29 protein-coding genes and 1 other RNA gene are annotated in these 24,152 nt (G+C 45.9%); 4 read left to right on the forward strand and 26 right to left on the reverse strand.

The window, feature by feature from the left end; genetic code table 11:
* Positions 1-7 precede the first annotated feature (7 nt).
* Together aspS and EAO36_RS01535 are read right to left on the reverse strand one after the other, a co-directional pair.
* Positions 8-1,756, reverse strand: coding sequence for an aspartate--tRNA ligase (gene aspS, locus EAO36_RS01530; RefSeq protein ID WP_120948213.1), 1,749 nt, complete (start codon positions 1,754-1,756; stop codon positions 8-10).
* A gap of 12 nt (positions 1,757-1,768) precedes the next feature.
* The gene (locus EAO36_RS01535; RefSeq protein ID WP_120948214.1) at positions 1,769-2,719 is read right to left on the reverse strand and encodes a chemotaxis protein; all 951 of its coding nucleotides are present in this window, start codon (positions 2,717-2,719) and stop codon (positions 1,769-1,771) included.
* A gap of 96 nt (positions 2,720-2,815) precedes the next feature.
* On the opposite strand from EAO36_RS01535, the gene ligA reads away from it, so the two are divergent.
* A complete protein-coding gene (gene ligA, locus EAO36_RS01540) occupies positions 2,816-4,774 on the forward strand; it encodes an NAD-dependent DNA ligase LigA (RefSeq protein WP_120948215.1) in 1,959 nt (652 codons plus the stop codon).
* Here the strand turns inward: ligA and EAO36_RS01545 are convergent.
* The 18 genes from EAO36_RS01545 to ffs all read right to left on the reverse strand — a co-directional run bounded on the left by EAO36_RS01545 (position 4,771) and on the right by ffs (position 17,555).
* Positions 4,771-5,274, reverse strand: a complete 504-nt coding sequence (locus EAO36_RS01545) for an FKBP-type peptidyl-prolyl cis-trans isomerase (RefSeq protein WP_120955614.1) — start codon at positions 5,272-5,274, stop codon at positions 4,771-4,773. The two genes, ligA and EAO36_RS01545, sit on opposite strands and share 4 nt — an antisense overlap.
* Positions 5,275-5,315: 41 nt before the next feature.
* Entirely contained in the window at positions 5,316-5,669 is a 354-nt protein-coding gene (locus EAO36_RS01550) for a tetratricopeptide repeat protein (protein ID WP_235852336.1), read from the reverse strand.
* Positions 5,620-6,405 (reverse strand): hypothetical protein, encoded by a 786-nt coding sequence (locus EAO36_RS01555; protein ID WP_120955615.1) that lies wholly within the window; start codon positions 6,403-6,405, stop codon positions 5,620-5,622. The genes EAO36_RS01550 and EAO36_RS01555 overlap by 50 nt, the downstream gene beginning before the upstream one ends.
* A complete protein-coding gene (locus tag EAO36_RS01560; protein WP_120948065.1) occupies positions 6,406-6,993 on the reverse strand; it encodes an OmpA family protein in 588 nt (195 codons plus the stop codon).
* Between the two features lie 57 nt (positions 6,994-7,050).
* On the reverse strand, positions 7,051-8,292 hold the full coding sequence (gene tolB, locus EAO36_RS01565; RefSeq protein ID WP_120948066.1) for a Tol-Pal system protein TolB: 1,242 nt from the start codon (positions 8,290-8,292) through the stop codon (positions 7,051-7,053).
* A gap of 2 nt (positions 8,293-8,294) precedes the next feature.
* Positions 8,295-9,083 (reverse strand): TonB C-terminal domain-containing protein, encoded by a 789-nt coding sequence (locus tag EAO36_RS01570; RefSeq protein ID WP_120948067.1) that lies wholly within the window; start codon positions 9,081-9,083, stop codon positions 8,295-8,297.
* On the reverse strand, positions 9,083-9,487 hold the full coding sequence (locus EAO36_RS01575) for an ExbD/TolR family protein (RefSeq protein ID WP_120948068.1): 405 nt from the start codon (positions 9,485-9,487) through the stop codon (positions 9,083-9,085). The genes EAO36_RS01570 and EAO36_RS01575 overlap by 1 nt, the downstream gene beginning before the upstream one ends.
* Positions 9,487-10,038, reverse strand: a complete 552-nt coding sequence (locus EAO36_RS01580; protein ID WP_120955616.1) for a MotA/TolQ/ExbB proton channel family protein — start codon at positions 10,036-10,038, stop codon at positions 9,487-9,489. Before EAO36_RS01580 ends, EAO36_RS01575 begins: the two co-directional genes overlap by 1 nt.
* Before the next feature lie 5 nt (positions 10,039-10,043).
* On the reverse strand, positions 10,044-10,406 hold the full coding sequence (gene atpC, locus EAO36_RS01585; RefSeq protein WP_162983070.1) for an ATP synthase F1 subunit epsilon: 363 nt from the start codon (positions 10,404-10,406) through the stop codon (positions 10,044-10,046).
* 18 nt (positions 10,407-10,424) lie between these two features.
* Positions 10,425-11,888, reverse strand: coding sequence for a F0F1 ATP synthase subunit beta (gene atpD, locus EAO36_RS01590; RefSeq protein WP_185962941.1), 1,464 nt, complete (start codon positions 11,886-11,888; stop codon positions 10,425-10,427).
* Between the two features lie 14 nt (positions 11,889-11,902).
* Positions 11,903-12,820, reverse strand: a complete 918-nt coding sequence (gene atpG, locus EAO36_RS01595; RefSeq protein ID WP_120948071.1) for an ATP synthase F1 subunit gamma — start codon at positions 12,818-12,820, stop codon at positions 11,903-11,905.
* A gap of 8 nt (positions 12,821-12,828) precedes the next feature.
* A complete protein-coding gene (atpA, locus tag EAO36_RS01600; RefSeq protein ID WP_120948072.1) occupies positions 12,829-14,340 on the reverse strand; it encodes a F0F1 ATP synthase subunit alpha in 1,512 nt (503 codons plus the stop codon).
* 18 nt (positions 14,341-14,358) lie between these two features.
* Complete coding sequence (locus EAO36_RS01605; RefSeq protein WP_120948073.1) at positions 14,359-14,892, reverse strand: F0F1 ATP synthase subunit delta; 534 nt, start codon at positions 14,890-14,892, stop codon at positions 14,359-14,361.
* Positions 14,889-15,413 (reverse strand): F0F1 ATP synthase subunit B family protein, encoded by a 525-nt coding sequence (locus tag EAO36_RS01610; protein ID WP_235852227.1) that lies wholly within the window; start codon positions 15,411-15,413, stop codon positions 14,889-14,891. The genes EAO36_RS01605 and EAO36_RS01610 overlap by 4 nt, the downstream gene beginning before the upstream one ends.
* An 11-nt stretch (positions 15,414-15,424) precedes the next feature.
* On the reverse strand, positions 15,425-15,850 hold the full coding sequence (locus tag EAO36_RS01615; protein WP_120948075.1) for a F0F1 ATP synthase subunit B family protein: 426 nt from the start codon (positions 15,848-15,850) through the stop codon (positions 15,425-15,427).
* Positions 15,851-15,902: 52 nt separating this feature from the next.
* A complete protein-coding gene (locus EAO36_RS01620) occupies positions 15,903-16,526 on the reverse strand; it encodes a biotin--[acetyl-CoA-carboxylase] ligase (RefSeq protein WP_120948076.1) in 624 nt (207 codons plus the stop codon).
* Positions 16,526-17,434: a methionyl-tRNA formyltransferase gene (fmt, locus tag EAO36_RS01625; RefSeq protein ID WP_120948077.1), complete on the reverse strand. Its 909-nt coding sequence runs from the start codon at positions 17,432-17,434 to the stop codon at positions 16,526-16,528. The genes EAO36_RS01620 and fmt overlap by 1 nt, the downstream gene beginning before the upstream one ends.
* Before the next feature lie 23 nt (positions 17,435-17,457).
* Positions 17,458-17,555, reverse strand: an RNA gene (ffs, locus tag EAO36_RS01630) — signal recognition particle sRNA small type.
* Between the two features lie 80 nt (positions 17,556-17,635).
* On the opposite strand from ffs, the gene EAO36_RS01635 reads away from it, so the two are divergent.
* From EAO36_RS01635 to EAO36_RS01645, 3 genes are all read left to right on the forward strand, one after another.
* Positions 17,636-19,045, forward strand: a complete 1,410-nt coding sequence (locus EAO36_RS01635) for a COG3014 family protein (RefSeq protein ID WP_205586154.1) — start codon at positions 17,636-17,638, stop codon at positions 19,043-19,045.
* A 49-nt stretch (positions 19,046-19,094) separates the two neighbouring features.
* A complete protein-coding gene (locus tag EAO36_RS01640) occupies positions 19,095-20,015 on the forward strand; it encodes an LPP20 family lipoprotein (protein ID WP_185962944.1) in 921 nt (306 codons plus the stop codon).
* 196 nt (positions 20,016-20,211) lie between these two features.
* On the forward strand, positions 20,212-20,952 hold the full coding sequence (locus EAO36_RS01645) for a carbonic anhydrase family protein (protein ID WP_120948079.1): 741 nt from the start codon (positions 20,212-20,214) through the stop codon (positions 20,950-20,952).
* Here EAO36_RS01645 and miaA read toward each other — a convergent pair.
* The 6 genes from miaA to ribE all read right to left on the reverse strand — a co-directional run bounded on the left by miaA (position 20,949) and on the right by ribE (position 24,143).
* Positions 20,949-21,833, reverse strand: coding sequence for a tRNA (adenosine(37)-N6)-dimethylallyltransferase MiaA (gene miaA / locus EAO36_RS01650; protein WP_120948080.1), 885 nt, complete (start codon positions 21,831-21,833; stop codon positions 20,949-20,951). The two genes, EAO36_RS01645 and miaA, sit on opposite strands and share 4 nt — an antisense overlap.
* Positions 21,830-22,162 (reverse strand): ribosome silencing factor, encoded by a 333-nt coding sequence (gene rsfS, locus EAO36_RS01655; RefSeq protein ID WP_120948081.1) that lies wholly within the window; start codon positions 22,160-22,162, stop codon positions 21,830-21,832. Before rsfS ends, miaA begins: the two co-directional genes overlap by 4 nt.
* Positions 22,140-22,730, reverse strand: coding sequence for a nicotinate (nicotinamide) nucleotide adenylyltransferase (gene nadD / locus EAO36_RS01660; protein ID WP_120955617.1), 591 nt, complete (start codon positions 22,728-22,730; stop codon positions 22,140-22,142). The genes rsfS and nadD overlap by 23 nt, the downstream gene beginning before the upstream one ends.
* A 7-nt stretch (positions 22,731-22,737) precedes the next feature.
* On the reverse strand, positions 22,738-23,190 hold the full coding sequence (gene nikR, locus EAO36_RS01665) for a nickel-responsive transcriptional regulator NikR (protein WP_006016853.1): 453 nt from the start codon (positions 23,188-23,190) through the stop codon (positions 22,738-22,740).
* 66 nt (positions 23,191-23,256) lie between these two features.
* Complete coding sequence (locus EAO36_RS01670; protein WP_120955618.1) at positions 23,257-23,526, reverse strand: EscU/YscU/HrcU family type III secretion system export apparatus switch protein; 270 nt, start codon at positions 23,524-23,526, stop codon at positions 23,257-23,259.
* The gene (gene ribE, locus EAO36_RS01675; protein WP_120955619.1) at positions 23,526-24,143 is read right to left on the reverse strand and encodes a riboflavin synthase; all 618 of its coding nucleotides are present in this window, start codon (positions 24,141-24,143) and stop codon (positions 23,526-23,528) included. The genes EAO36_RS01670 and ribE overlap by 1 nt, the downstream gene beginning before the upstream one ends.
* Positions 24,144-24,152: the final 9 nt, after the last annotated feature.

Here is a 24,152-nt window from a genome sequence, read left to right on the forward strand (position 1 = left end):
ATCTCCTTTAGGTTTTTTTGGGGTTTCTTAAACGGATATGCAATTCTCTTAATTGTTCCTCGCTAGCGGGGCTAGGGGCTTGGCTTAATAGACAAGTTGCCTTTTGAGTCTTGGGGAAGGCGATCACATCACGGATACTGGGCACCTTGGCTAAGAGCATGATTAAACGATCAAAACCAATCGCAAAGCCCCCATGGGGGGGTGCGCCATAACGCAGGGCATCCAGCAAAAAGCCAAATTTTTCTTGCGCCTCTTGCGCGCCAATGCCCAAGATTTCAAAGACCTTTTTTTGGATTTCTTCTTTGTGGATACGCATGCTCCCCCCGCCCAGTTCCACGCCATTTAACACGATGTCATAGGCTACCGACTGGACTTCCTCAGGGTTGGGGTTGTCAATGTCTTTAGGTAGGCTAAAGGGGTGGTGGGCGGCACTTAACTTCCCTTCGTTGCGCTCAAACATGGGAAAATCCACGACCCAAAGCAGATTAAAGGCATCTAAATCAATCAGGTTGAGATCGCCACCCAATTTCAAGCGCAAACGCCCCATGTAATCTAATACGATCTTTTTCTCGCCTGCGCCAAAGAAAATAATATCCCCATTCTTAGCTTGCAAGCGATCCAAAAGCGTTTGCAAAGAGTGGGGTGGCATAAATTTGACCAAGGGTCCCTTAGCCCCTTCGGGCTTGATTTGGATATAGGCTAGCCCCTTAGCCCCAAACTGGCGCACAAATTCCTCCGCTTGACCTAAATCCTTGCGGGTGAGCAGACCATCGCCACCGGGAACTTTCAAAGCCTTAAAGCGGTTAGTTTTGGGATCGCTGGCGATTGTTTTAAAAATCTCATTGCTAGAATCCAAAAACAGATCGCCCACCTCCACTAAGGGCAACCCAAAACGCAAATCGGGCTTATCGCTCCCATAGGTTTCCATCGCTTCATGGTAATCTAGGCGTTTAAAGGGGGGTTTGACCTCTATGCCCACATTGGCAAAGACTTCTTTTAAAAGCGTTTCGGCAACTCCAATGACATCTTCTTGAGTGCAAAAACTCATCTCCACATCAATTTGGGTAAACTCGGGTTGGCGATCAGCGCGCAAGTCTTCATCTCTAAAACATTTGGCAATTTGGTAATAGCGATCCATGCCCGCTACCATTAAAATTTGCTTGAAGAGTTGGGGGCTTTGGGGCAGGGCAAAAAATGCCCCGTCATGCACACGGCTAGGAATTAAAAAGTCGCGCGCCCCTTCGGGGGTGGTTTTAGAGAGCATGGGAGTTTCAATCTCCAAGAAGTCTAGGCGATCCAGACAATCCCTCACGGCTTTAGCCACCTTGCTACGCATTCTAAAAATCTCATAAGCCCTAGGGGCGCGCAAATCCAAAAAGCGGTATTGCAGACGCAGATCCTCATTCACACTTGGATCGCCTATGGCAATGGGTGGGGTTAGGCTTTTATTTTCAAGTCGCAGAGATTCTAACACCACCTCGATTTTGCCCGTTTTGAGCTTGGGATTTTCTAAGCCCTCTCCCCTAGGGCGCACTACACCTTCTATAACCAACACGTCTTCATGCCTAACCAAGCTAGCTTGCTCGTAGGCGGGCGAACTAGGATCGCAGACCAGTTGCACCAACCCGCTTTTATCACGCAGATCGATAAAAACCACACCCCCATGGTCGCGGTAGTTATTGCACCACCCACATAACTCCACCTTTTTTTGGATATGTTCTACCCCCACCTCTGCACATAATTGCGTCCTCAGCATGCGTTGCCTTTATTATTTTTTTAAATATCCTTGTAAGAGTTCTTGGATCTCATGAGGATGGGACTTGATCACAAACCCATCAGCGTGTAACGAGTCGGCAAGTTGTTTATTAGATTCGCTACTCATGGAAGAATTGACGATGACGGGTAAATGCTTGGTGCGCGCGTCGGCTTTAATGCGCTTGAGCACCTCAAAGCCCGATACAACCGGCATTTCTAAATCCGTGATCACCGCCCCGACCTCATCGATCATGTTGTCTGAAAAAAGCCGTTTCAAGAGCTCATCCCCATTAGGAAAGGTTTCGTATTTTAAATGCAAACTCTCCACGATCTTTTCTAAATTTTTCATCGCCACTTGCGAATCTTCAGCAATAAAGATCGTTTTATCGCTCTGCACCGCTTCAACAAACTGGGTTTTGAGGAAGTCTAATTCTTGGATCGCCGGGAAAGTCTCTACTAACATCTTTTCGACATCTAAAATCTGAATCACCCGCTCTTGCTCAAAACGCGTGATTGCACTCACCTTCCCCCCCGCATCAAAACCCTGCTTGTCCCCCACGCTGATCTCCCCCCAACTCTTATGCACAATCCGCTTGATTGCAAAAATCTTCAAACCCACCACATACCCCGAAAACTCGCACACAATGACCAAGTTTTTATCACTCTGCACAGAAGAAGTGCTCAAATCCCGATTGGGCATGCGCGCATCGTAGTAGAGCCAACGCCCCACATCAATTAAGGGCACAGATTCACCCCGAATAGTCAAAAAACCCAACATCATGCCCTCATTGCCCCCCACCGTTTCAGTTACATCACCATCATAATGGATGATCTCGCGGATCTTAAAAATATTAATGCCATACAATTCGGCATCGTTGTTTCCATCGCTCGTTAGCGTGAAACACAAGAATTGCGCTTCGTTATTGAGGTGTAAAGAAATGGTGCTATCAATGTCGCTAATCAAAACTATCCTTTAGGCGATATAGTCGCTCAAGCTATTTTAACCTAAAAAGAGATAAAATTTACCCTAAATTAACGCCATTATAGCAAGAGCTAGCAAATGATACAAACTTTTAAGGGCTACCAGCTCTTGGTTTCCCAGTTGGTCAAGTGGGCACATCATTATTATGTCTTGGCCGATCCTTTGGTCAGCGATGCCCAGTATGATGCGTGTTACCGCCAAGCCCTAGAGTATGAAGCCAAGCACCCCCAAGAGATTTTGCCCCACTCGCCCACCCAGCGTGTGGGCGGGGTTATTTTGGATCACTTGCCAAAAAAAGTGCATTTGGTGCGTATGTGGAGCTTGGACAATGTCTTTAATGGCACCGAGTTGCAAACATGGCTTAGCCGCGTTTTCAAAGACTATCCCAATGCCACCTTCACTTGTTCGCCCAAACTTGATGGCGCATCACTCAATCTCTACTATGAAGGCGGGCAATTGCAGAGTGCTACCATGCGCGGCAATGGCACAGAGGGCGAGCTTGTAACCCATAATGCCAAAACGATTCAATCTATCCCGCTCAACATCCCCTACACAAAGCCTATCGAGATTCGCGGGGAGGTAGTGCTCAAAAAGAATGATTTTTTTACCCTCAACAAGCAACGCCTAGAACGACAAGAACCCTTATTTGCTAACGCTAGGAACGCTGCTGTGGGGAGCTTACGCCAATTAGACTCCAGCATCGCTGCCAAACGTAAACTCAGCTTTTTACCTTGGGGATTAGGGCATATCGATTCTAGTAACCCAAGTTTTAAGGCGATGATGGATCAAGTGATTAGCTGGGGTTTTTTGAACCTAGAGTTTATCGCCTGCCAAAACGCTGGACAAATCCAACAAGCCTATAGTCAGTTATTAGCCAAGCGTGCCCAAGCCCCCTTTGAAATGGACGGGATGGTGATTGTGATTGATGATTGGGGCTTACAAGAAGAATTGGGTTGGACGATCAAAGCCCCGCGTTTTGCGATTGCTTACAAATTCCCTGCCCTAGAGAAACACACCCGCTTATTAGGGGTATTGCCACAAGTGGGGCGTAGCGGGGTGGTAACACCTGTAGCGCTTTTAGAGCCTATAGAATTGGAGGGTGCGACTATTTCTAGGGCTACTCTGCACAATTACACCGAAGTGCAAAAAAAAGATATTTGCCTAAATGATGTCGTAGTGGTGATTAGGAGCGGGGATGTGATCCCCAAGATTATTAAGCCCTTAACCCACTTGCGTGATGGTACACAAACCCCCATCACCCCCCCCACGCATTGCCCGGAGTGCCAAAGCGAGTTGGCTAGCCAAGAACCTTTTTTGATCTGCACGCACACCACTTGCCCAGCACGGATCAAAAAAAGTCTCGTTTATTTTGCCTCTAAAGAAGGCTTAGAGATAGAGGGCTTGGCGCAAAAAAGCGTCGATCAACTCTATCAAAGGGGCTTACTTTCCAATATTGCCAGTCTTTACGATCTCAAATTAGAAGATTTGCTAGCTCTGCCTGGCTGGAAACACAAAAAGGCTCAAAATCTCATAGAGAGCATTGCCAACACCAAGCACGCCCCGCTGTGGCGTTTTATCAATGCGCTAGGAATCGAGCATATCGGCAAAGCAGCCAGTCAAAAATTAGCCCAAACTTTCGGGTTGGAGGTTTTTTTGCAGAGTGTGGAGCAAATCCAAGCGATCGAGGGTTTTGGGAGTCAAATGGCGAACTGTTTTGTGGATTTTGCCCACCAAAATATTTCTTTGATCCAAGAACTTTTAGAGCGCATCCAGCCACGGACCCCCCCAAAATCCCAACCATCTTTTTCTTTTCTGGCGGGTAAAAATGTGGTGATCACGGGCACTTTAAGCCAGCCTAGGGCACAAGTGGTTAGTCGCCTAGAGCAACTCGGCGCGCATGTCCAAACAGGGGTGAGCCAAACGACAGATTATTTAATTTGCGGAGAAAACCCCGGGAACAAGCTAGAAAAGGCGCGTAAGCTAGGAATTGAAATCCTAGATGAGGCTAGCTTGCTAGAAAAACTAGGTGCACTCTAGTGTGAGCACCCACACCCACCCCCGCAACATTTTTTAGTACCCCCGCCATGCCCGCGCAAAATCTCTTGTTCAGAGGCCTCTCTAAAGCCTAGTACCTTGAGATCAAAAACCAGTTCCTTGCCTGCTAAGGGGTGGTTATAATCCAACATCACCATTTTATCGCTAAAATCTTTCACACTCACCTGCACGCTCTGGTTATTTTCGCCCTGTCCAAAGAGGGTCATGCCCCGCTCTAACTCAATCCCCTCAAACTGATCTCTGGGGACTTCTTGGAGATAATCGGTGCGGTATTCGCCATAGGCTTCATGGGGGGGGATGGCAACACTAAAGCTCTCGCCCACTTTGGCATGCAAAACTGCCTTTTCAATCCCTACAATCACCTGTCCAGCACCCATCAAAAACTCTAGGGGCTTTTGCCCCACATTGGAATCTAAAATTTCTTGGGTGGCTTGATCGCGTACTTGGTATTCAATGATGGCAACTTGTGCTTGTTCTTGCATTAGATGTCCTTTCTTTTTAGGTGGGCTATTGTAGCATAAACCTAGTGTTTGGACTCTGTTTTCTGCCTTTTTTGCAAAATCTCAGTGGCTTTTTTGCCCTGCTCGCTTTGGGGGTAGAGTTGGCTTAAAGAGCGCATGAATCGTTCAAAATTAGCCTGATCCTTCAAAAACCCAAAAGACCAAGCGGTGTGCCAAAGCAAAATGGGCATGTAGGTGGTTTTATCCTTGATGAGGGCACTATGCTTGTAAAAGCTAATCGCTTGGGTGTAGTGCTTTTGTTCATAGGCGCATTCTCCAGCCATGTAATAGCTATAGGCAGGTCGGTACTTGATTTCGCCCAACCACTCAAACCGTGCGCCCGCTTGCTCGTGTTGCTTGTGGCGGAAAAGTTTCAAAGCCTCTTGAAAAATCTCTTTGCGCTTGCCATAATCTTTGATAAAGGACTGCGGGACTTGGGGAGCGGACTCTTTGGAGGGGGAGGAGGAGGTGGGGACGATCACGGGCGGGGTTTGGGGGGAGGGGGTAGTTGCTGGAGCTGGAGCTTGGGATGGTGGGGTAGGGACTTGGGGGGGGGGTGGTTTTTTCTTGGATTATCTTTTCTTGGATGCGGGCAAGCTCTTGGAGTTTTTGGGCATTTGCCTGCGCTTGATCATCAATGGATTTTTGGATAGTTGCCAACTTACTAGCAAAATCGGTATTCATCTGCGTGATGAGCTGGTTGGTAGCGGCAATTTTTTGATCGAGTTGTTGGAGGGCGTTTTTATTGCTCTCCACTTGGGTTTTGAGGGTTTCTAACAAGTTGGCTTGGCTTTTGAGCATGTCTGCTTGCATCTCTTGGGTTGCCTTCAAGGATTTGAGGGCTTGATCGTGGCTCTCTAGCGTTGTGGAGAAGTCATGCAACTTGGCTGCTTGGCCTTTAAAAAGATTATTGAGCCCATCTTGGTGTTGTGAAAGCGCATCGGTTTGGTTTTGTAGAGTGGTGAGGATATTTTCTAAATTCCGGTTACTGGATTTGAGCGTGTTGAGCTCTTGTTTGGTCGCACCACTCTGCAAATCAAAAGCAGAGGGCTCGGCACAAAGAACCCCCAAAAGCCCTACATACAGTCCAAAACGGGACACCACAACACCCACCTAATCCACCACTTTAATATTCACTCTTCTGTTCTTGCGGTAACACTCTTTGACTTTTTCTTGGCATGCTGGCTTGGTCTCTCCATAGCTGACAATCTTAATCGTCTCCTTGGGAATGCCCTTGACAATCAAAGCCCGCTTGACGCTCAAGGCACGTTTTAAGCCCAATGCAAAATTATATTCGCCCGTGCCAAATTCGTCCGTATTGCCTTCTAAGAGGACTTTCATGTGTGAATCTTTAATCTTTTGCACACTCTCATCGATCACATCTTGCATGTCTGTGCGCACGCTGTATTTGTCAAAGTCAAAGTAAATTTCTCCAATGATCGTGCCACTAGGGAAAGTAGCCTTGGGGGGTTCTGGGGTTGGAGCGGGTTGGGGTTCTGGCTGTGGCTGTGGGGCGGGCTGTGGAGCTGGTGTGGGTTGGGGTTGCACCTGCTCTTTTTGCATGGTCTGATCCTGCTTAAAGGCGGGCTGTGGAGCTGGTGTGGGTTGCTCAGGAGGTAAAGTTGCCGGGGGCACATGGCGACCAGCACAGCCCACAACTAACAAACCAAGCAAAAGAACTCCCTTCATCGTTGCATTCATAACCATCCTTGAAACTAATTTTCTTGATTATATAACAAAACTTTAAAAAACCAGTGATCACCAATCAAAGGATTGGATGTTAATGCCCTTCAGCGGAAAAAGATAGCTTTGGTTATAATCTAGCAAGATCACACCTAGCGCACTTTGTTGGGCTGCTTTTTTGACAAACATGATCGCCTTGCCATCTTCAGAGAAGTGGGGCATTTGATTGACTCCGCTAGCAGTCAAACGGCGGACATGGTTGCTTTTGAGCGTGATCATGTAGAGATTGAAAGCACTTTGTCCATTCTCATCGCGTTCTTCACGGCTCACAAAGGCAATTTTATTTCCAAAAGCACTCACCGAATCGTTATTTTGGGCATAATAGACCACCTGCTCGGCGGGAGCATTGGGGTTAAGCTTTTTGATATAAATATTTGGCTGACCAGATCGATCGGAGACAAAAACCATGGACTTGGCATGGTTGATAAAAATACCAGAAACATCAATCCCGCTGTATTGGGTCAAGCGTTCTTGGGTTTTTTTGGCCGTGTCGTATAAAAAAATATCAGATTGCCCCTCGGGTGCTAGGGTTAAAAGCAATTTTTTTCCATCAGGACTTACACTAGAAACGGCAGCCATCCCCTCGCTTTGGGCAATGACCTCACTAGAGCCATCTTGGATATTGTATTTAACGATGGTGGGTTCTTGGAGATATTGCGTATAATAGATCTCTGTTTGTTCGGTATTGGCCCATTTGGGGAAGAGATTTAACAAATTGTTTTGGATGATGTCCTTTTGGTAGGTCAGCGTGTAGTCTGCCACCGCAATATTGGTAACCCCGGGTTCGATATAGCGCGCAAAGACCACTAGGCGATTCATCCAAGCCACAGAGGGCAAGTTTAGACTAGCATGGGCATCTGTTGCCACATGGTGGGCGATGAAGGGGTAGAGGGTTTTATCCTCAAAGGCATAATCCTTAATGCTCTGAATATTCTTGTTTTGGACATCATGGATACGGACATTAACTTGAGTGGGCTCTTCCATGCTTAATTCGACCAATAGGCGCACACCCTGAGAAGCTAGCGCATTGTAGTTAGGGTTGTTAGGTTGTTGCAACCCGCCCGTAATGACTTTAAAATGCCCACTGATCTTCAAATCGGCTAAGAGCATGGTGTAAATTTTTTTGAGATAGGGGCTTTGGGGGTTGGTGTAGCGCACTTCAACTTTAGAGAGTTTTTGAATGGTTTTGATAATATCTAAATCCGCATCGGCAGCAAAGAGGCACGAGGCGCACAGCACAAGCCATAAAATCCGCATCATTAATCCTTTGTTTTAAAATTAACTTGGAGAGTGATCGCCCGTCTGCCCGGATAGGGGGGGAAGGTTTTGTTTTTTAGGGCACTTAAGAAGGTGAACACTTGTTGGTTAAAATCGGCAAAAGGAGAGGGTTTGACCACGCTAAACTGCAGTTTGCCCTCCTCTGAAATGTAAATTATCACACTTGCTTGGGTTTTTTGGTAAAAGTGCAAATGCCATTGATCGTCTAGGATTTTGTAAATTTGTTGCACCCAAGCTTTAAATTCTTGATCCGATGTGTTTTCTTTTTGGGGCACTTGGAAATCAATGTCCTTATTTTTAATGACCTGCAAATGCTCCTGAAAATTATTTAAACTGCTCTGCAAATCCTTAAAGGCTTGCTGGTGTTGGTTGAATTGAATCCCTTGTAATAACTCTTGAGCTTGCCGCATTTGCTGGATTTGCTCCTTGCTCACGCTAGGCTGAGGCGGGGGTGTGGCTTTTTTAGGGCTGGGTGGGGCATGTTTAAACCCCTGAATGGATGAAAACACATCTTGCACGCCCAAGTCTTGTTTAAAGGGGTTTTGGTCGGGTTGAGGGGTGTTTTTGGGAGGGGTTGGGATGGGTTTAGGGGTCTCTTTGGGTGCAGGCAACTTAGCAGGAGTTTCGACTAAAAAATCAATATCCATAGTTTGCAAAATCGTAGGGGTAGGTTTAGGGGTTTGGATTTGTATTAAAAGCAGACTTAATAAAAACGCATAGGTTATGCATGCCAAAAATCCCGATCCCACAAAGAGAACTTGGTTTTTCATCACGCACTGGTTACTAGAGAAACCTTATGAAAGCCCGCCTCTCTAATATTTTTGAGTAAAAAAATGATGTGATCGTAGATCAAGCCTTTGTCGGCTCGGATATAAACGGGGGTGTTTTTAGGGTATTGGGTAGCAATTTGCAAAAATGCTTTGGGGAAGGAGGCAAGTTGGTAGGTGTCTTTATTGATGTAAATATTGCCCTTAATGTCCATGCGGATTTCCAAAATCTTGTTCTTAGGGGTGTTGGTGTTTTTGGAACCTTTGGGCAATTCTATCGATTCGTGGTAAGTGAGGGTGGGCGTGGTGATCATCAAGATCGCCAACAAAACCAACATAATATCCACTAAGGGTGTGATATTCAGTTCTGGTTTGTCATTGTCCCAATCATCTACTACATAAGACATTACTTCTCTTTGGCTACCAAAACATCAATTTGCATTTGCACGAACACGGACAGATCATAGACTTTGCGCTTTAAGATCAAAAAGAAGGAATAAGCCGGAATAGCGGTTAAAATGCCCGCTGCAGTGGCTACTAGGGCTTTTGAGATGACCGGGGCGATGATCTCAAAAGAGACTTGCCCACCTGTGCCCAAATGCCCAAAGGCATTCAAAATCTCCACCACTGTTCCAAACAAGCCCACAAAGGGTGCGGTGGAAGCCACGATACTCAGCACCACTAACCCGGTGGTATTTTGCTTGAGCACCTGCCCCTTCCACACAGACAAGAGCTCGTGGGATACCCGTGCGCCAATTTCTTTAAATAACTTGAAGTTAGGCATCTCTTGGCGGCCATCAATAATGGCTTCTAGGGAATCCTTCTCACGCATAATATTGCTTTTAATGGAAATATATTTGTAAAAAAATATCCACAAGGTTAAAATAAAATACAGTGAAAGCAAAGCGATCACCGCAATGGTTACCCAGCCACTCTCATTAAAAAAGTCAGCGATCACGACGGCTACCTTAAACCATGTGCTTCAATTTTGGCGATCACGCTAGAAATTGCGATGCGATCGGAAGTGGCATCTTCTAGGAGCTTTTTAGCCTTATAGACCTCATCGTCACCCTTGATAAACACTGCCCCATCGGCCAAAATATCCACGCTCGCATGCTTGACTTCAACATACCCCCAGTTGATCGCAATCAAACTAATTTGCTGTTCCCTTTCAATTTCAACCACCCCACTTTTGAGCAAAGAAACCATGTTGCTATGCCCTTTGAGCACGCCAAATTCACCCTCTGCTCCGGGTAGAGTGATGCGATCCACTTGACCGGCAAAAATCTCACCTTGTGGCACCACAATGCTAACCATTAAGTCCATCGCACCCATCACCTAGCCTTATGCGCTTTTTTCTTTTTTGTCCCGCCCCTCAGTTTTCATTTTCTCATGTTTTTCGATGACCTCTTGGATACTCCCTACCATGTAGAAGGCGTTCTCGGGAATATCATCGTATTTGCCCTCCAAAATCCCCCCAAAACCTTCTAGGGTTTCTTTGAGGGTTACATACTTGCCCGGGCTACCCGTAAAGACCTCTGCTACAAAAAAGGGCTGGGATAGAAATTTCTCCACTTTACGGGCGCGCTCCACGATTCGCTTATCTTCCTCAGAGAGTTCATCCATCCCCAAAATCGCAATGATGTCTTGCAAATCTTTATATTTCTGCAAGATCTGTTGAATCCCAGTAGCGACTTTATAGTGCAAGTCCCCGATCACTTGGGGGTCTAAGATGCGCGAAGTGGAATCGAGCGGATCGACAGCCGGATAAATGCCCTTCTCAGCAATTTTGCGGTTTAAAACCGTGGTGGCATCCAAGTGGGCAAATACAGAGGCTGGGGCGGGGTCGGTCAAGTCATCGGCGGGCACATACACCGCTTGCACGGAAGTTATCGAACCTTTTTTGGTGGAGGTGATACGCTCTTGGAGTTTGCCCATTTCGCTGGCTAGTGTAGGTTGGTAACCCACAGCAGAGGGGATACGTCCCAATAACGCCGACATTTCTGCTCCTGATTGGGCGTATCTAAAGATATTATCAATAAACATGAGAATATCCAAGCCCTTTTCATCTCTAAAGTATTCTGCCATAGTCAAACCCGTAAAAGCAATGCGATTCCTTGCCCCCGGGGGTTCATTCATCTGCCCATAGCACAGCGCGACTTTATCTAAAACGCCCCCCTCTTTCATCTCGTGGTAAAGGTCGTTGCCCTCTCTAGTGCGCTCGCCTACGCCCGCAAACACAGAGTAACCGCTGTGCTTATAGGCAACATTGTGGATGAGCTCCATGATGATCACGGTTTTACCCACACCCGCACCCCCAAACAAGCCTACTTTACCGCCCTTAGAATAAGGGGCCAATAAATCCACAACCTTAATCCCGGTTTCAAACATTTCGGTTTTGGTACTTTGTTGTTCAAAGGCAGGGGCGACGCGGTGGATAGGCCAAAGGGTGGGTTCTTTTAAGGATTCTTTGTCATCAATCACTTCGCCCACAACATTAAAGATACGCCCCAAGACCGCCTCCCCTACGGGCACTTCGATCATCTTGCCCCTTGCGACTACCTTTTGCCCCCGTGTGAGCCCCTCTGTCATGTCCATCGCAATGGTGCGCACGCGTTTATCCCCCAAGTGTGCCGCCACCTCTAAGACCAAGTGTTTGCTCTCCCCATCAAAATCATAAACCACATCTAGGGCTTCATAAATCATGGGGAGATAGGAATCAAAATCCACATCCACCACAGGACCCATCACCTGAATGATGTGCCCCTCTTTTTTATCCTTGCCAACTTGCATGTTTTGATCTTCCATGTCTTCTCCTTAAACTATCTAATCGCTTCCACGCCGGCATTAATCTCGACAAGCTCAGTGGTGATCGCCTCTTGACGTGCCTTGTTATAAGAGATTGTGAGCGAACGCACCAAATCAGCAGCGTTATTGGTCGCTGTGTCCATCGCCTGCATGCGCGCGCTATGCTCGGCTGCTAGGGAATCGAGCAAAGCGTAATACATGTTAAACTCAATGAATTTTTTAGCTAAAGCATCTAAGATCACACCCTCTTCATCATCAGGTTCGACCATGATCCCCTCCTGTGTCTCTCCACTATGGAGACTATTTTCTTCTAGTTGGGTGCTATCAAATTCTAATGGAAGTATCTTTTTGATTTTGATCTGCTGGGAGATCATGTTTTTAAACCCATTATGGATAATCACCACGCTATCGGTCAAACCATTCAAATAATCTTGCACCGCCCTATCAATAAAGGCACTTGCGCGATCATAATCAGGTGAGGAGCTCAAATCTAAAGCCTTATCCAGTAAGCTAATCCCGTTGTAAGCAAAATACGCTACACCCTTTTTGCCAATCCCCCTTAAGCGCACCTTAATCCCTTGTTCTTTATAGTGGTTAATCAAACGCACCACTTCTTTGATGGTAGCAACATTAAAGCCCCCACAAAGCCCCTTATCAGCTGTAACAAAGATAATATCAATCTTTTGGATTTGGGTTTTTTCTAATTGGAAAAAATACTGGCTTTCAATACTTTTTAAACCCCTAGTCTTGATCTTGGCACAAATATCGGCAAAAACTTCGTTGAGCTTGCGGGCAAAAATCTTAGAGCGGCGTGCCACTTCTTCGGTTTTTTTAAGCTTAGAAGTGGAAACGAGTTTCATGGCACGGGTCGTTTTTTGGGTATTCTTAACACTGGCGATTTTTTTTCTAATTTCTTTTAAACTCCCACCCATGTGCCCCCCTAAATCACAAACCCGATTTTAAATTCTTCAATCGCAACTTTTAACATGGCTTCTAAATCCTTGTCTAAGGCTTTCTTGGTGCGGATATCCTCTAAAATATTAGAATACTTGGACTCCAAGAAAGGATAAAGGCTCTCTTCAAACTGCACCACCTTATTAGCCGGGATACCATCTAAAAAGCCCTTGACACCGGTATAGATAATCACAATCTGCTTTTCAATGGGCAGGGGCGAGTAGGGGGGTTGTTTGAGCACTTCTACCATGCGTTGCCCCCGTTCTAATTGTTTGCGACTCACTTCGTCTAAATCAGAAGCAAATTGCGAAAAAGCTTGCAATTCTCTATACTGGGCTAAATCCAAGCGCAAAGTGCCGGCAACTTGTTTGGTGCCCTTAATTTGCGCCGCCCCACCCACACGAGACACGGATAAGCCAACATTGATCGCCGGGCGGATACCGGAGTAAAACAAGTCAGTTTCTAAGAAAATCTGCCCGTCTGTGATGGAGATCACATTCGTGGGGATATAAGCCGACACATCGCCTGCTTGGGTTTCAATGATGGGGAGGGCTGTCAGCGAGCCTGCCCCCTTTTCATCACTCATTTTAGCCGCACGCTCGAGCAATCTGGAGTGGATATAGAACACATCGCCGGGGAAGGCTTCGCGCCCGGGGGGTCGGCGCAAAATCAAAGAGATTTCGCGATAAGCCACAGCGTGCTTGCTTAGATCATCATAAATAATCAAAGCGTGCCGCCCTTGATCTCTGAAATATTCCCCAATAGTCACCCCAGCATAGGGGGCCAAATATTGCATCGCTGGGGAGGCAGAGGCGGGGGCATTGACCACAACACTATATTCCATTGCCCCATATTCCTCTAATTTGCGCACCACCTGTGCCACGGTGGATTCTTTTTGCCCAATCGCCACATAGATGCAGATCACATTTTGATCTTTTTGGTTAATGATTGTGTCGATTGCCACGGTGGTTTTACCGGTTTGCTTGTCCCCGATGATGAGCTCTCTTTGCCCGCGCCCAATGGGCACAAGCGCATCGATTGCTTTAATGCCGGTTTGCAAGGGCTCATGCACGGATTTACGATCCATAATCCCCGGGGCCTTTTGCTCCACAAACTTAAAGGTGTCTGCCCCCAATGCACCTTTGCCATCTAAGGGTTCGCCCAGTGTGTTAATCACCCTCCCCACGACAGCATCACCTACCGGCACTTTCATTAATTGCTTGGTACGTCTAACAGAAGTCCCTTCTTTAATGTGCTTCCCACCCCCCAAAACGATCACCCCAATACTCCCCTCTTCTAGGTTGGAAGCCAGTCCACGATCACCGGTGTCAAATTCCACCACTTCATAAGACATCACATCTTTAAGCCCATAAACCTTAGCCACGCCATCAGCATAAGCGATTACCCGCCCTACCTGCGTGATATTGACATCTAACTCAAAATTTTCAATTCTCTCCTTAATGAGGGCACTAATCTCATCTGCTTTTAACTTTGGCACTTTATCTCCTTGTTATTTTTAGACCGCTTCCATGATATGGTGCTTGAGTTGGGCAAAAAAATTGTCTCTATAAAAGGCGATCTCAAGCCCTAAACCCGGAATATCCAGCTTAATCCCCTCCATTTCCTCATCCACAAAGACTTTTAAACTCAGGCCAACTTCCAAGCGATCGGATACCTTGTGTTCCAAGTGCTTGAGTTGTTCCAAAGACACCTCTTGGTTAGTGTATAAAAACCCCCTATAAATACTTTTCTTTTCTTGTATCCAGCTAAGCAAATCTTGGTAGATATGGGGCAACAAACCTAGGCGCTTGTGTGTTGCCAAAAGGCGGATCAAATTACGCACCCTGCTGTCTTGTTCTTCTAAAACGCTGGTCAAAAGCTCCTCTTTAAAAGAACTAGGATAATAAGGCGAATGGATGATCTCCACAAACTCGGCATGATCATAGAAAGCTACCAAACCCTCTAGGGTCTGCACAACTTGCTCGAGATCTTGAGCCTGAAAGCTATCTTGCAACGCTTTGGCATATTTTTTAGCGACCAGTTCTATCATGGGATGACCCTTTGGTGGAGGAGGTGCATATAAGTGGGCAGATTAAAATGGGCTTGTTTGGATTTAAAGAGTTCTTCAAGCACCTCATCGATCACTTCTTGTTGGACCTTGACTTCCTCTTTGTCCATCAAACTCTGGTGGTTTTTGATGAGCTTTTCTATGGCGATTTTAGAGAGTTGCTCGTGTTTTTGGGTCAAAAGATAGGCTTCTTGTTTGGCATTGGAGAGAATTTGGCTGGCCTTTTGCTTGGCTTCCTCTAAAGAGCGCAATGCCTGTTCCTTTTCCTCTTTGATGGCTTGGCGTTCCTCCTGTAAACTGCTGAGTTTCTCAGAGATGCGCGCCCGCCGTTGTAACAACATCTTTTTTAAAGCCCCCCCCATCGCATACCACAAAATTCCCATGAACAAAATGAAATTCAAGACCCGTTCCACAATATCTGTTTGGGAAATGTCCATTGCCTCCCCACCACTTGCCCAACACAAAGCCCCTAAAGCCAACACCCCGACCAACACGCGCTCCATCAAAGGTAACCCTACATTTGAGATATTTTTAATTTCAACGATGCCTCCAAAGCAGGCAAATCCTGCAACAATTGTAATTTCAAATTACTTTTACTTTCCTTTAATTGCGTGGCAAAACGCTTATAGTCTTTGTTGAGCTCCTCCTCTTTTTGCGCCAACACCACTTCATAGTTAGAGCGGGCTTGCTGGAGGGCATCTTGCAAAATTTTATCCGCTTGCAACCGTGCCTCTCTTAGTAGATTCTTGGCCTCTTGTTTGCTAGCAACGATCTCTTTGGTGGTGTTGTCGATAAACTGCCGATCTTTTTGCATAGAACCCTCCCGCCCGTCCATGTTAGCCAACAGAGGCTGATAGACCCATAGATGCAAGAGCCACATCAGCACGATAAAAGTAACAAACACGACCAACATTAAATACAAATTGATAGAGATATTCATGCCTATTCCTTAACGATTAAAGGGTTATCTTAACAAAGCTTGGCTTAAAACATCAGCGGTAGCTATAGTATTTTTTGCCCGCGATGAGCAAAGCCCCATCTTCTAGCAAGTGCGCCTCTTTAAAAAATATTTGTTGATCGCCTTGCTTGAAGTGCAAATCGTAGTGGTTAGTTTTAAACTCTAAACTATAGGGCTCTAGGACACTTAGCCACGAGGGTTTAGCCTCTAACATGGCAAAAAAACGCGTTAAAACCTCTGTCGAATCGACCTCTCCTAGGGCACCATGCTGGCTGGCTTGCAAATTAAGACCAATCCCGCACACCACCACATTGTGGCAAATCTGGGTCATCACGCCCCCTATTTTGGCTTTTTCCTTATAAAGGTCATTGGGCCACTTGAGCCACACGCAGGGTGTTTGCAAACTCTGTTTAAACAAATACCCAAAATACACGCTCCAACTCTGTTGGGGCACATCAGAGCTTAGATCGCCTAAAGGGTAGGCAAAAGAGAAGGTCAAGGCCTTTTCTACACTCTCCCATACCTGATGGCGGCTACCAATCCCAGAACTTTGGTGCCTAGCCACTACACAGACGGGTAAATCCAGTGTTCCATCTTTGATTTGTTGGAGCAAATAAAGCTGGGTAGAGGGTAGAGTTTTAAAATAACAAAAGCGCATCACTCTAAAATATCATGGATTTTTAAACGCTTGCCACTCAAATAAGCTTTAGCCTCTACTTTTTGCTTGCCCGGGGCTTGCAAGGCAGAGATTTTCAAACTTCCTTTTTGGCAACCAATGATGACGCTTTGATTCTCCATGCCAAGAATGATCCCAGGTTGGTGGGTTTGGCTAGACTCCAAGAGTTGCACGCCAAAGAGTTTTAAACCACTTTTTAAAAACACCCCCGGCCATGGATCATAGGCCAAAGACTTTAAAAAAAGAGACTTGGCACACCCAAAGACGACCAAACCATCGGTCTTGCTGATTTTCTTGCAATAGGTGGCTTGGGCATGATCTTGGGGTTGGGGCGTGATGTTGGCTAGATTATTGAGCACATGGCCTACCAACTGAGCACCCATCGGAGCTAAACGCGCGCCCAACTCCCCTAAATTTAAATACCCCTCTGGTTTAAAGGAGGCTGTGCCTAAGATATCCCCCTCATCCATTTTAGCACTCATTGCAATCACGCTCACGCCAAAGGTAGGCAGATCGTGTAAAATCATCTCTTGCATGGGGGATGCCCCCCTAAATTGGGGCAAGAGCGAGCCATGCAAATTCAGACAAGGGGCGATGTCCAAAAAGGCTTGGGGTAAAATCTTGCCATAGGCGACCACCACGATCGCATCGGGTTTGAGCGTGCGTATTTTGTCTATGAAGGGTGCATCGATTTTGGCGGGCTCAAAAATGGGAATAGCTGGGTTGTGTTGTTGTAAAAAGGCTTTTGTGGGCATATCTTTGAGCTGTTTAGATCGCCCAAATGGCTTACTAGGCTGGGTTACAAGCCCTAAAATACAAAAACCTTGCTGGATCAAATGTTCTAAGACTACTTGAGCAAACAAGGGTGCACCCATAAAGAGGATTTTCATACGGCCATTCTTTGATCAACTACCTTCCCCCAGATGACTAAGGCACACAAGATATCAAGCTACTCTGCTGTGTTTCCACCCTGAAGCGTTATCCTAACACCCCATTGCATAGGTCTAGGAAAAGGCGAGCCGATTGTAGTTAAAACTTGCTTATACTTTGATAAAATGCAGGCAAATTCAAATGACGGAGACACCGACATAATGCAAACGAAAACCCAACAAACGCCATCAAAACAAAAGAGGAGCTATACGATCTATTGGATCGCTCTCCTGTTTTTATTTCTATACGGTTGTACCGGGGAGCGTGCAGCCTTTGCCCGCTTTGATCACGCCTATTACTCCCCGCTTGGCATGCAAGATGCCTATGCTTTTTCTAAAAAAAGGGGTAAAAAGGACCATAAGAATGCGCTGTTATGGCATTTAGATAATGGCATGAGTGCTCTGATGTTAGGGCATTACAAACAATCCATCCAAGCTTTCAATGCCGCAGAAGCCAGATTTGATCGCCACAGAAATCTCTTTGGGAAGTCTATGGGGGACTTGGGTGCGATCTTGATTAATGACAATGTCAAATCCTACACGGGGAGTGTTTATGAGAGCGTGTTTTTGAATTATTACAAAGCTATGGATTATTTGCTTCTAGGAGACATCAATGGTGCGCGGGTTGAGTTTAACCGCGCCAACGATCGCCAAAGGCGGGCCAAGGAGTTTTACCACAAAGAAATCAAAAAAGCAATTAGCAAGATGCGAGAGAAAGGATCGTCTAAACTCAGCGCACAAGATTCGGCCGCACAGGTTAATGCCATTTTGGCTCAAGATTATTCCAATTTGGATCACTTCCAAGCTTACAGCGATCTGATCAATCCAGCCGTATCCTATCTCTCCGGGCTTTTCTATGCCCTCAACAACGATCGATCTAAGGGCATGGATTACATCAAAGAAGCCTATGGGATCACCCATTCGATCACCACAGGCGAGGATCTTTTATTCTTTGCTAACCCTACAAAAGAAAAATTCACTTGGATTTTTATTGAAGATGGTAAACAAGCGACCAAGCAAGAGTTTAAAATTGATCTCCCCCTGCCCCTGCCTAACGGGGTCTATGATGCCAGCCTAGCCCTCCCACAGTTCCTAGATGGCTCAGATTTTCATAACTCTTTTAGTATCACCACCCCTAGACAAAATAAGGACTTTGAGGAGCTTGTCTATGTAGATGGGCTCATTGCAAGCGAATTTAAAAAACAACTCCCCTACATCCTCACAAGGGCCATTACTTCCACGATTTTAAAGTTAGGGATTGAAGCTCTGTCTAATAACTATTTAGGGGTGATGGGTGGGTTAGTCTCCTCTTTGTTTGCCATGGCCAGTGCCTCTGCGGATATCCGCAACTCAGTAACTTTCCCACGCAAAATTTATATCGCCCGTATCCTCAATACCCCTAATGAACAGGTTTCTATCCAATCTGAAGGGCAACCCATCTACAGCTTTAGCCTGCAACAATGCCCCGCCCACAACATGCTTTTATTGCCTGATACCTACTGCTCCAATAAACACAACATCCTTTACATTAGGAGCTTTGAATACACCAACATTGTTAAAGTGTTGTGGTAGTGCTCATTTTTTTATGCTATGATCTGCTAACTTTATTCAAAGGATCGCTATGTTAAAACGATTGTACCTTATCTTTATCTGTGCTCCCCTAGCCCTCAATGCCATCCCCCATTGGTATGAAAAAACACCCACTAACCCGGCTTATTTTTATGGGAGCGGATCGGGATCGAGTAAAGAAGTTGCCAAGCAAAAAGCTTTAAGCGACTTGGCTAGCAGTATTGCGGTGCATGTGGCTTCTGAAACCACCAGCGACACCACTAGGGTAAATAAAACCTTGGACAAACGATCGAGTCAGCGTATCCAACTTGTGGTGGATTCCATCAAGTTTGTCAATGTCCAATTAGACAAACAAGAATGCACGCACCACACATGCTATACCCGTCTTAAACTCAACAAGAACATGTTCTTGTCCCTCTTAGCCAAACGCTACACCAATCTTTACAACACCCTCACTCCCTTTCAGCCTACCCCGGGTTGTCATGGCATTTTTATCAAAGAAAAACAGCAAATCCAAGCCCTCTTGGACAAGATGGAGCCTATGCATGAGATTTTGAGTGCCTATGGACGCACGCCCCAATCCACGCAGTTTTATCAAGACATTATCAAAGCCAACAGCCCCAAGCCTAAAGCCAATATCATTTTTGCAAGCCACTCCGATCAAGAAATTGCCGATGCGATCACAGGACAATATGCCCGCTTTGTGCAACAAACTAACCAGACTGGTTTTTACACCATTGAGAATAAAATCTTTGAGAGTCAAGCCAATGGACAATTCCACATTGGTTTGGAGATCAATATCAAAGATTGCCAACGCCAAATTATCTTTTCCAAACAGCTCAGTGCGGATCAACGCGACAGAGGTGCTGCCATTGAGCGCATCAAAGCGCAAGTCTTCAAACAAATGCGCAATTATCAACAGGGCGTGGGTGCGGGCACAAGCGATATTGATTCGGACAATATAGAGTTTTGATCGGGTGTTGTTTTTGGAGCATTGGCAAGGGTTTCAAGGTGCGCTTTTAGACGAGGCAAGAGGGGTGTCATCCAATACACTTGATTGGGCAGATTGTTACCTCACTACATGATTTGATTACCACTAAGACAAACAAGTCACTTTCAAAGAAAAATACATGCATAAACAAGGTATCTTTCTAGCAAAAAGGATGTTGATGAAAAATGTGTTGGTTTTAGCCGGTCTGTTATCTCTTAGTGTCTTAAATGCTGGTGAGTGGAGTTATGACAAACATACGGGAGCCCACCATTGGGATAAATTGCACAAAGATTATGCCACCTGCAAAAGTGGCAAGAATCAATCCCCGATCAACATCGAGCACTACTACCACACACCCGATAAAGAAAATCTCGTTTTTGACTATGAAGATCGCAGACCCACCTCTGTTAGCTACGATCACCATACTCTGGTGGCTAAGTTTGCACCCCCCTCCAATACTATTCTCTATCGCGATCACCCCTACTACTTGATTAACCTGCATTTCCATATTCCTATGGAATTTGCAATCCATTCCAAACGTGAGCCTACAAGCATGCACTTGGTGCATCAAGATGATGATGGGCATTTGTTGGTCGTGGGGATTGGTTTCCATATTGGGGATGCCAATCCCCTTTTTACCACTTTATTTAGCTCCTTTAAAAACAAGTCAGCCCCCAAGATTTTACCCCTAGAGACTCTGTTGCCCCCTGACATCCATTACTACCACTTTAATGGCTCACTCACCACACCTCCTTGCACAGAGGGTGTCTCTTGGTTTATTGTCGAAGAAACACTCAGCATTTCTCAAAGACAATTTGAGGAACTCAAACGCATCATGCACAGCAAGCCCAACCGCCGCCCGCTCCAAAAAGACTACAATAGTGTGATCATCAAAAGCACGACCCATGTGCGCGATTAGGGCGCAAGATCTGTTAAAAGCGCATGTGGTTCGACCAAGCTAATCTCTTTAAACTGCGTGCGGTTAAAGGTCATCTGGCGTTTAGCCAGTTGGCAAGTGTGGGTATAAATGGCTTCATAGAGTTCTTTTAGACTTAGTTTGCCTTGTAGGTGTTGCAAACACTCCTTAGGACCAATTGCCCTAAAGGGTTGGTGATCGCTCCCATATTGGGCAACAAGTGCCCTAATTTCCTCCACAATCCCGCATTTTAACATCTGTGCCGTGCGTTTGGCGATATTTTGGTGCAGGTTTTCTTTAAGCACATGTAGGGCATAGAGTTTAATGGGTCTATCAAAGGGGATTTTAGGGTGTTTTTGGAAATAGAGCGTAGGGGGGGTCTTAGTTGCCAAATAAATTTCTAAGGCTTTAGTGATGCGGTAGGTATCTTGGGGCTTGAACATTTGGGCGTAATCTGGATCGATTTGGGCCAAAAAAGCATGGGGATTATTCAGGGCTGTGATTTTTTCTTGAATTTCTAAGTGTTGCTCAGGGCTTAAATTTGGCATGGGGCTTAAGCCCTCCAAGATAGCTTTAAGATAAAAACCACTCCCACCCACAATGAGTAAGGTTTTCTTAGGGGTGGTGGCGATCGCTTTTTCTAGTTCTTGCTTAAAAAGGGGGGCGTTGTTTTTTTCATGGATTTCTAAAACATTAATCCCGTAATGTTTCACACATTGCAGGTCTTGGGGGCTGGGCTTGGCTGCGGCAATATTGATTTCTTTGTAAATGCTCAAGGAGTCTAGTGAAACAATCTCAGCATCTAAGCGTTGGGCTAGCTCTAGGGCTAGGGCACTCTTGCCACTCCCACTAGCCCCAATGATGGCAATGAGGGTAGGATTCACGCGCGTGGGTTGTGGTAATCTTTTAAAAAGCCCTCTAGGTTGAAGCGTTCGCGATAAGCCTGCGTGAAAAGATGCACCATCACATCGCCCAAGTCAATCACAAGCCATTCTTCATTACTCTCATCAATGGCATAAAATTCCTCACCAAGAGGCTTGAGCGTGCTTTTGAGGTGATCTAAGAGGGCTAGAGCGTGTTTACCTGCTAGGGCGGTGGCGATAATCACATGGTCGGTGATGTATTCTTGCTTGCTCAAGTCAAATAGGGCGATATCGGTAGCCTTTTTATCCTCTAAGAGTTCCACGATCCTAGTAATTCTTGGGTTTGGCATAGTTTTCCTTAAAAGTTCGAATCGCACAAGGTTGCAGGGCATAGGGGATATCTTGGCTAATACAGTGTTGTTTTAAACAAATTCTAATCTGGGTTGAGGAGATCGGGCGTTTGATGCGGGGCAAAAACAGAGATTGTGCCCTAAAGCCTTGTGGGAGTTGTAGGGCGTACCCCTCCCGATGCACAACCACTAATTCTACCAATTTTTGTAATTGCAAATAACCTTCCCAACGTTCCAGTCCAACAACATTATCTGCACCAATGATAAAATAAAGTTTGTTGGGTTGGAATTTTTGGTAAAAATGTTCCACGCTTTCAATGCTGGGCACGGGGCGGTTTTGTAAAATCTCAAAATCGCTCACTTGCACTTTGTCTAAGTCCTTTAAAAGTTGGCGCATCCACATTAAGCGTTGTTGGGGGCTAAAACAAGGGTGGGTTTTAAAGGGGTTTTGGTAAGCCACCAGCACAAAGAGTCTATCGGGTTTGAGGTTTTCTAAAGCCTGTTTAATCACCTCCAAATGGGCGATATGGGGGGGATCAAAACTCCCACCATAGAGTGCAATATCCACAAAAATCCTAGCTATTTTGTTTGAAGCTAGAGGCTTTGGTGAGTTTGGAGAATTTCACGCCCTTAAGCCCGCCAATCTCTAGGTGCAAGTGCATGATCTGTGAGGGGCGTCCCCTTAAGATGATGGTTTCCAAACAATTATTTTGGTTTAAATGCACATGGGTGGTGCATAAAATGCTGATATGGCTTTCATGTTGGATGTCAATGATCTTTTGGTTGAGCTCGCGTTGGTGGTGATCGTAAATAATCACCAGCACCGCAACGGTCAAGCCATTTTCCATTTCTGGCAACATTTCATCTTTAGACCAACTATCCTCAACAAGTCTCTCACGGATCATGTCGCGCACCAGTTCGGAGCGTGAGGAGTAGCCATTTTTGATGATGCGGTTGTCCAATTCATCTAATAAATTCTGCTGTAAAGACACAGAGAACCTGATGATTGTATCGTCCCTATTTTCCATCCCTGTCCTTATCAAAGTAAAATCCAGTGCGGATTGTAGCCTATTTAGGCTAATTTGGCAACTACTCTAAGAACTCATTTGGGCGTGGCTTTCAATATTTTGTAGCCAAACAAAGACTTCTACAACACTTTGGTAAAGCTCGGGAGGGATCGTGCTATCCAGACGCACATCTAACAAGGATTCCACCAGCGCAGCGTTGCAAAAAAGCGGGACATCGAAGGCTTTAGCTTTGTCGATGATGGCTTTAGCAATCTGTCCCACACCCGAGGCGACTACTTTAGGGGCGTTGTCTGTGCCAATGTTATAGGCCAGTGCGGCCGCTTTGGGCATGCCCATTAGTAAGCCAATGCGAGCGCGTCTAGCACTTGCCATGTCGGCATAGGGGCTTGCTTGGCCAAGAGATGTGCCACGCTCCTAACTAACATATCGGTTTCGATATTCACCCGCCGCCCCTTTTGGCAGGTTTTAAAAAGGGTGTTGTTAAAGGTGAGCGGGATGATCACCAACTCCAGGCTTTCAGCACCCACGCTTGCAAGAGTGAGACTCACCCCATCAATGGCGATCGAGCCTTTGGGGATACAGAGTTTTAAAATATCGGGGGGGGCTTGGATTTGCACGCTGATTTGATTAGCCACAGACTTAATTTGCTCAATGATCCCAATCCCATCGACATGCCCTTGCACTAAATGCCCATCCAGTCTAGAATTAGCCAGCAAGGCAGGTTCTAAATTCACCAACGCACCTTGTTGGTAATTTTCTAGGGCGATGCTCTCTTGGGTGTATTGACTGAGTTGCAAACTAAAGCCATGAGAGTTTAAAGCAACTACACTCAAGCATGCGCCATTAATGGCGATGCTATCCCCAATTTTGGGGATATAATCGCTCTTGATCTCTAAAAGATCGCCTTTAAGAGATTTTACTTGGGCGACTTGGTAGATGAGCCCGCTAAACATGGTGATCTC

This window comes from Helicobacter mehlei, assembly GCF_003660265.1.
Taxonomy (GTDB): domain Bacteria; phylum Campylobacterota; class Campylobacteria; order Campylobacterales; family Helicobacteraceae; genus Helicobacter; species Helicobacter mehlei.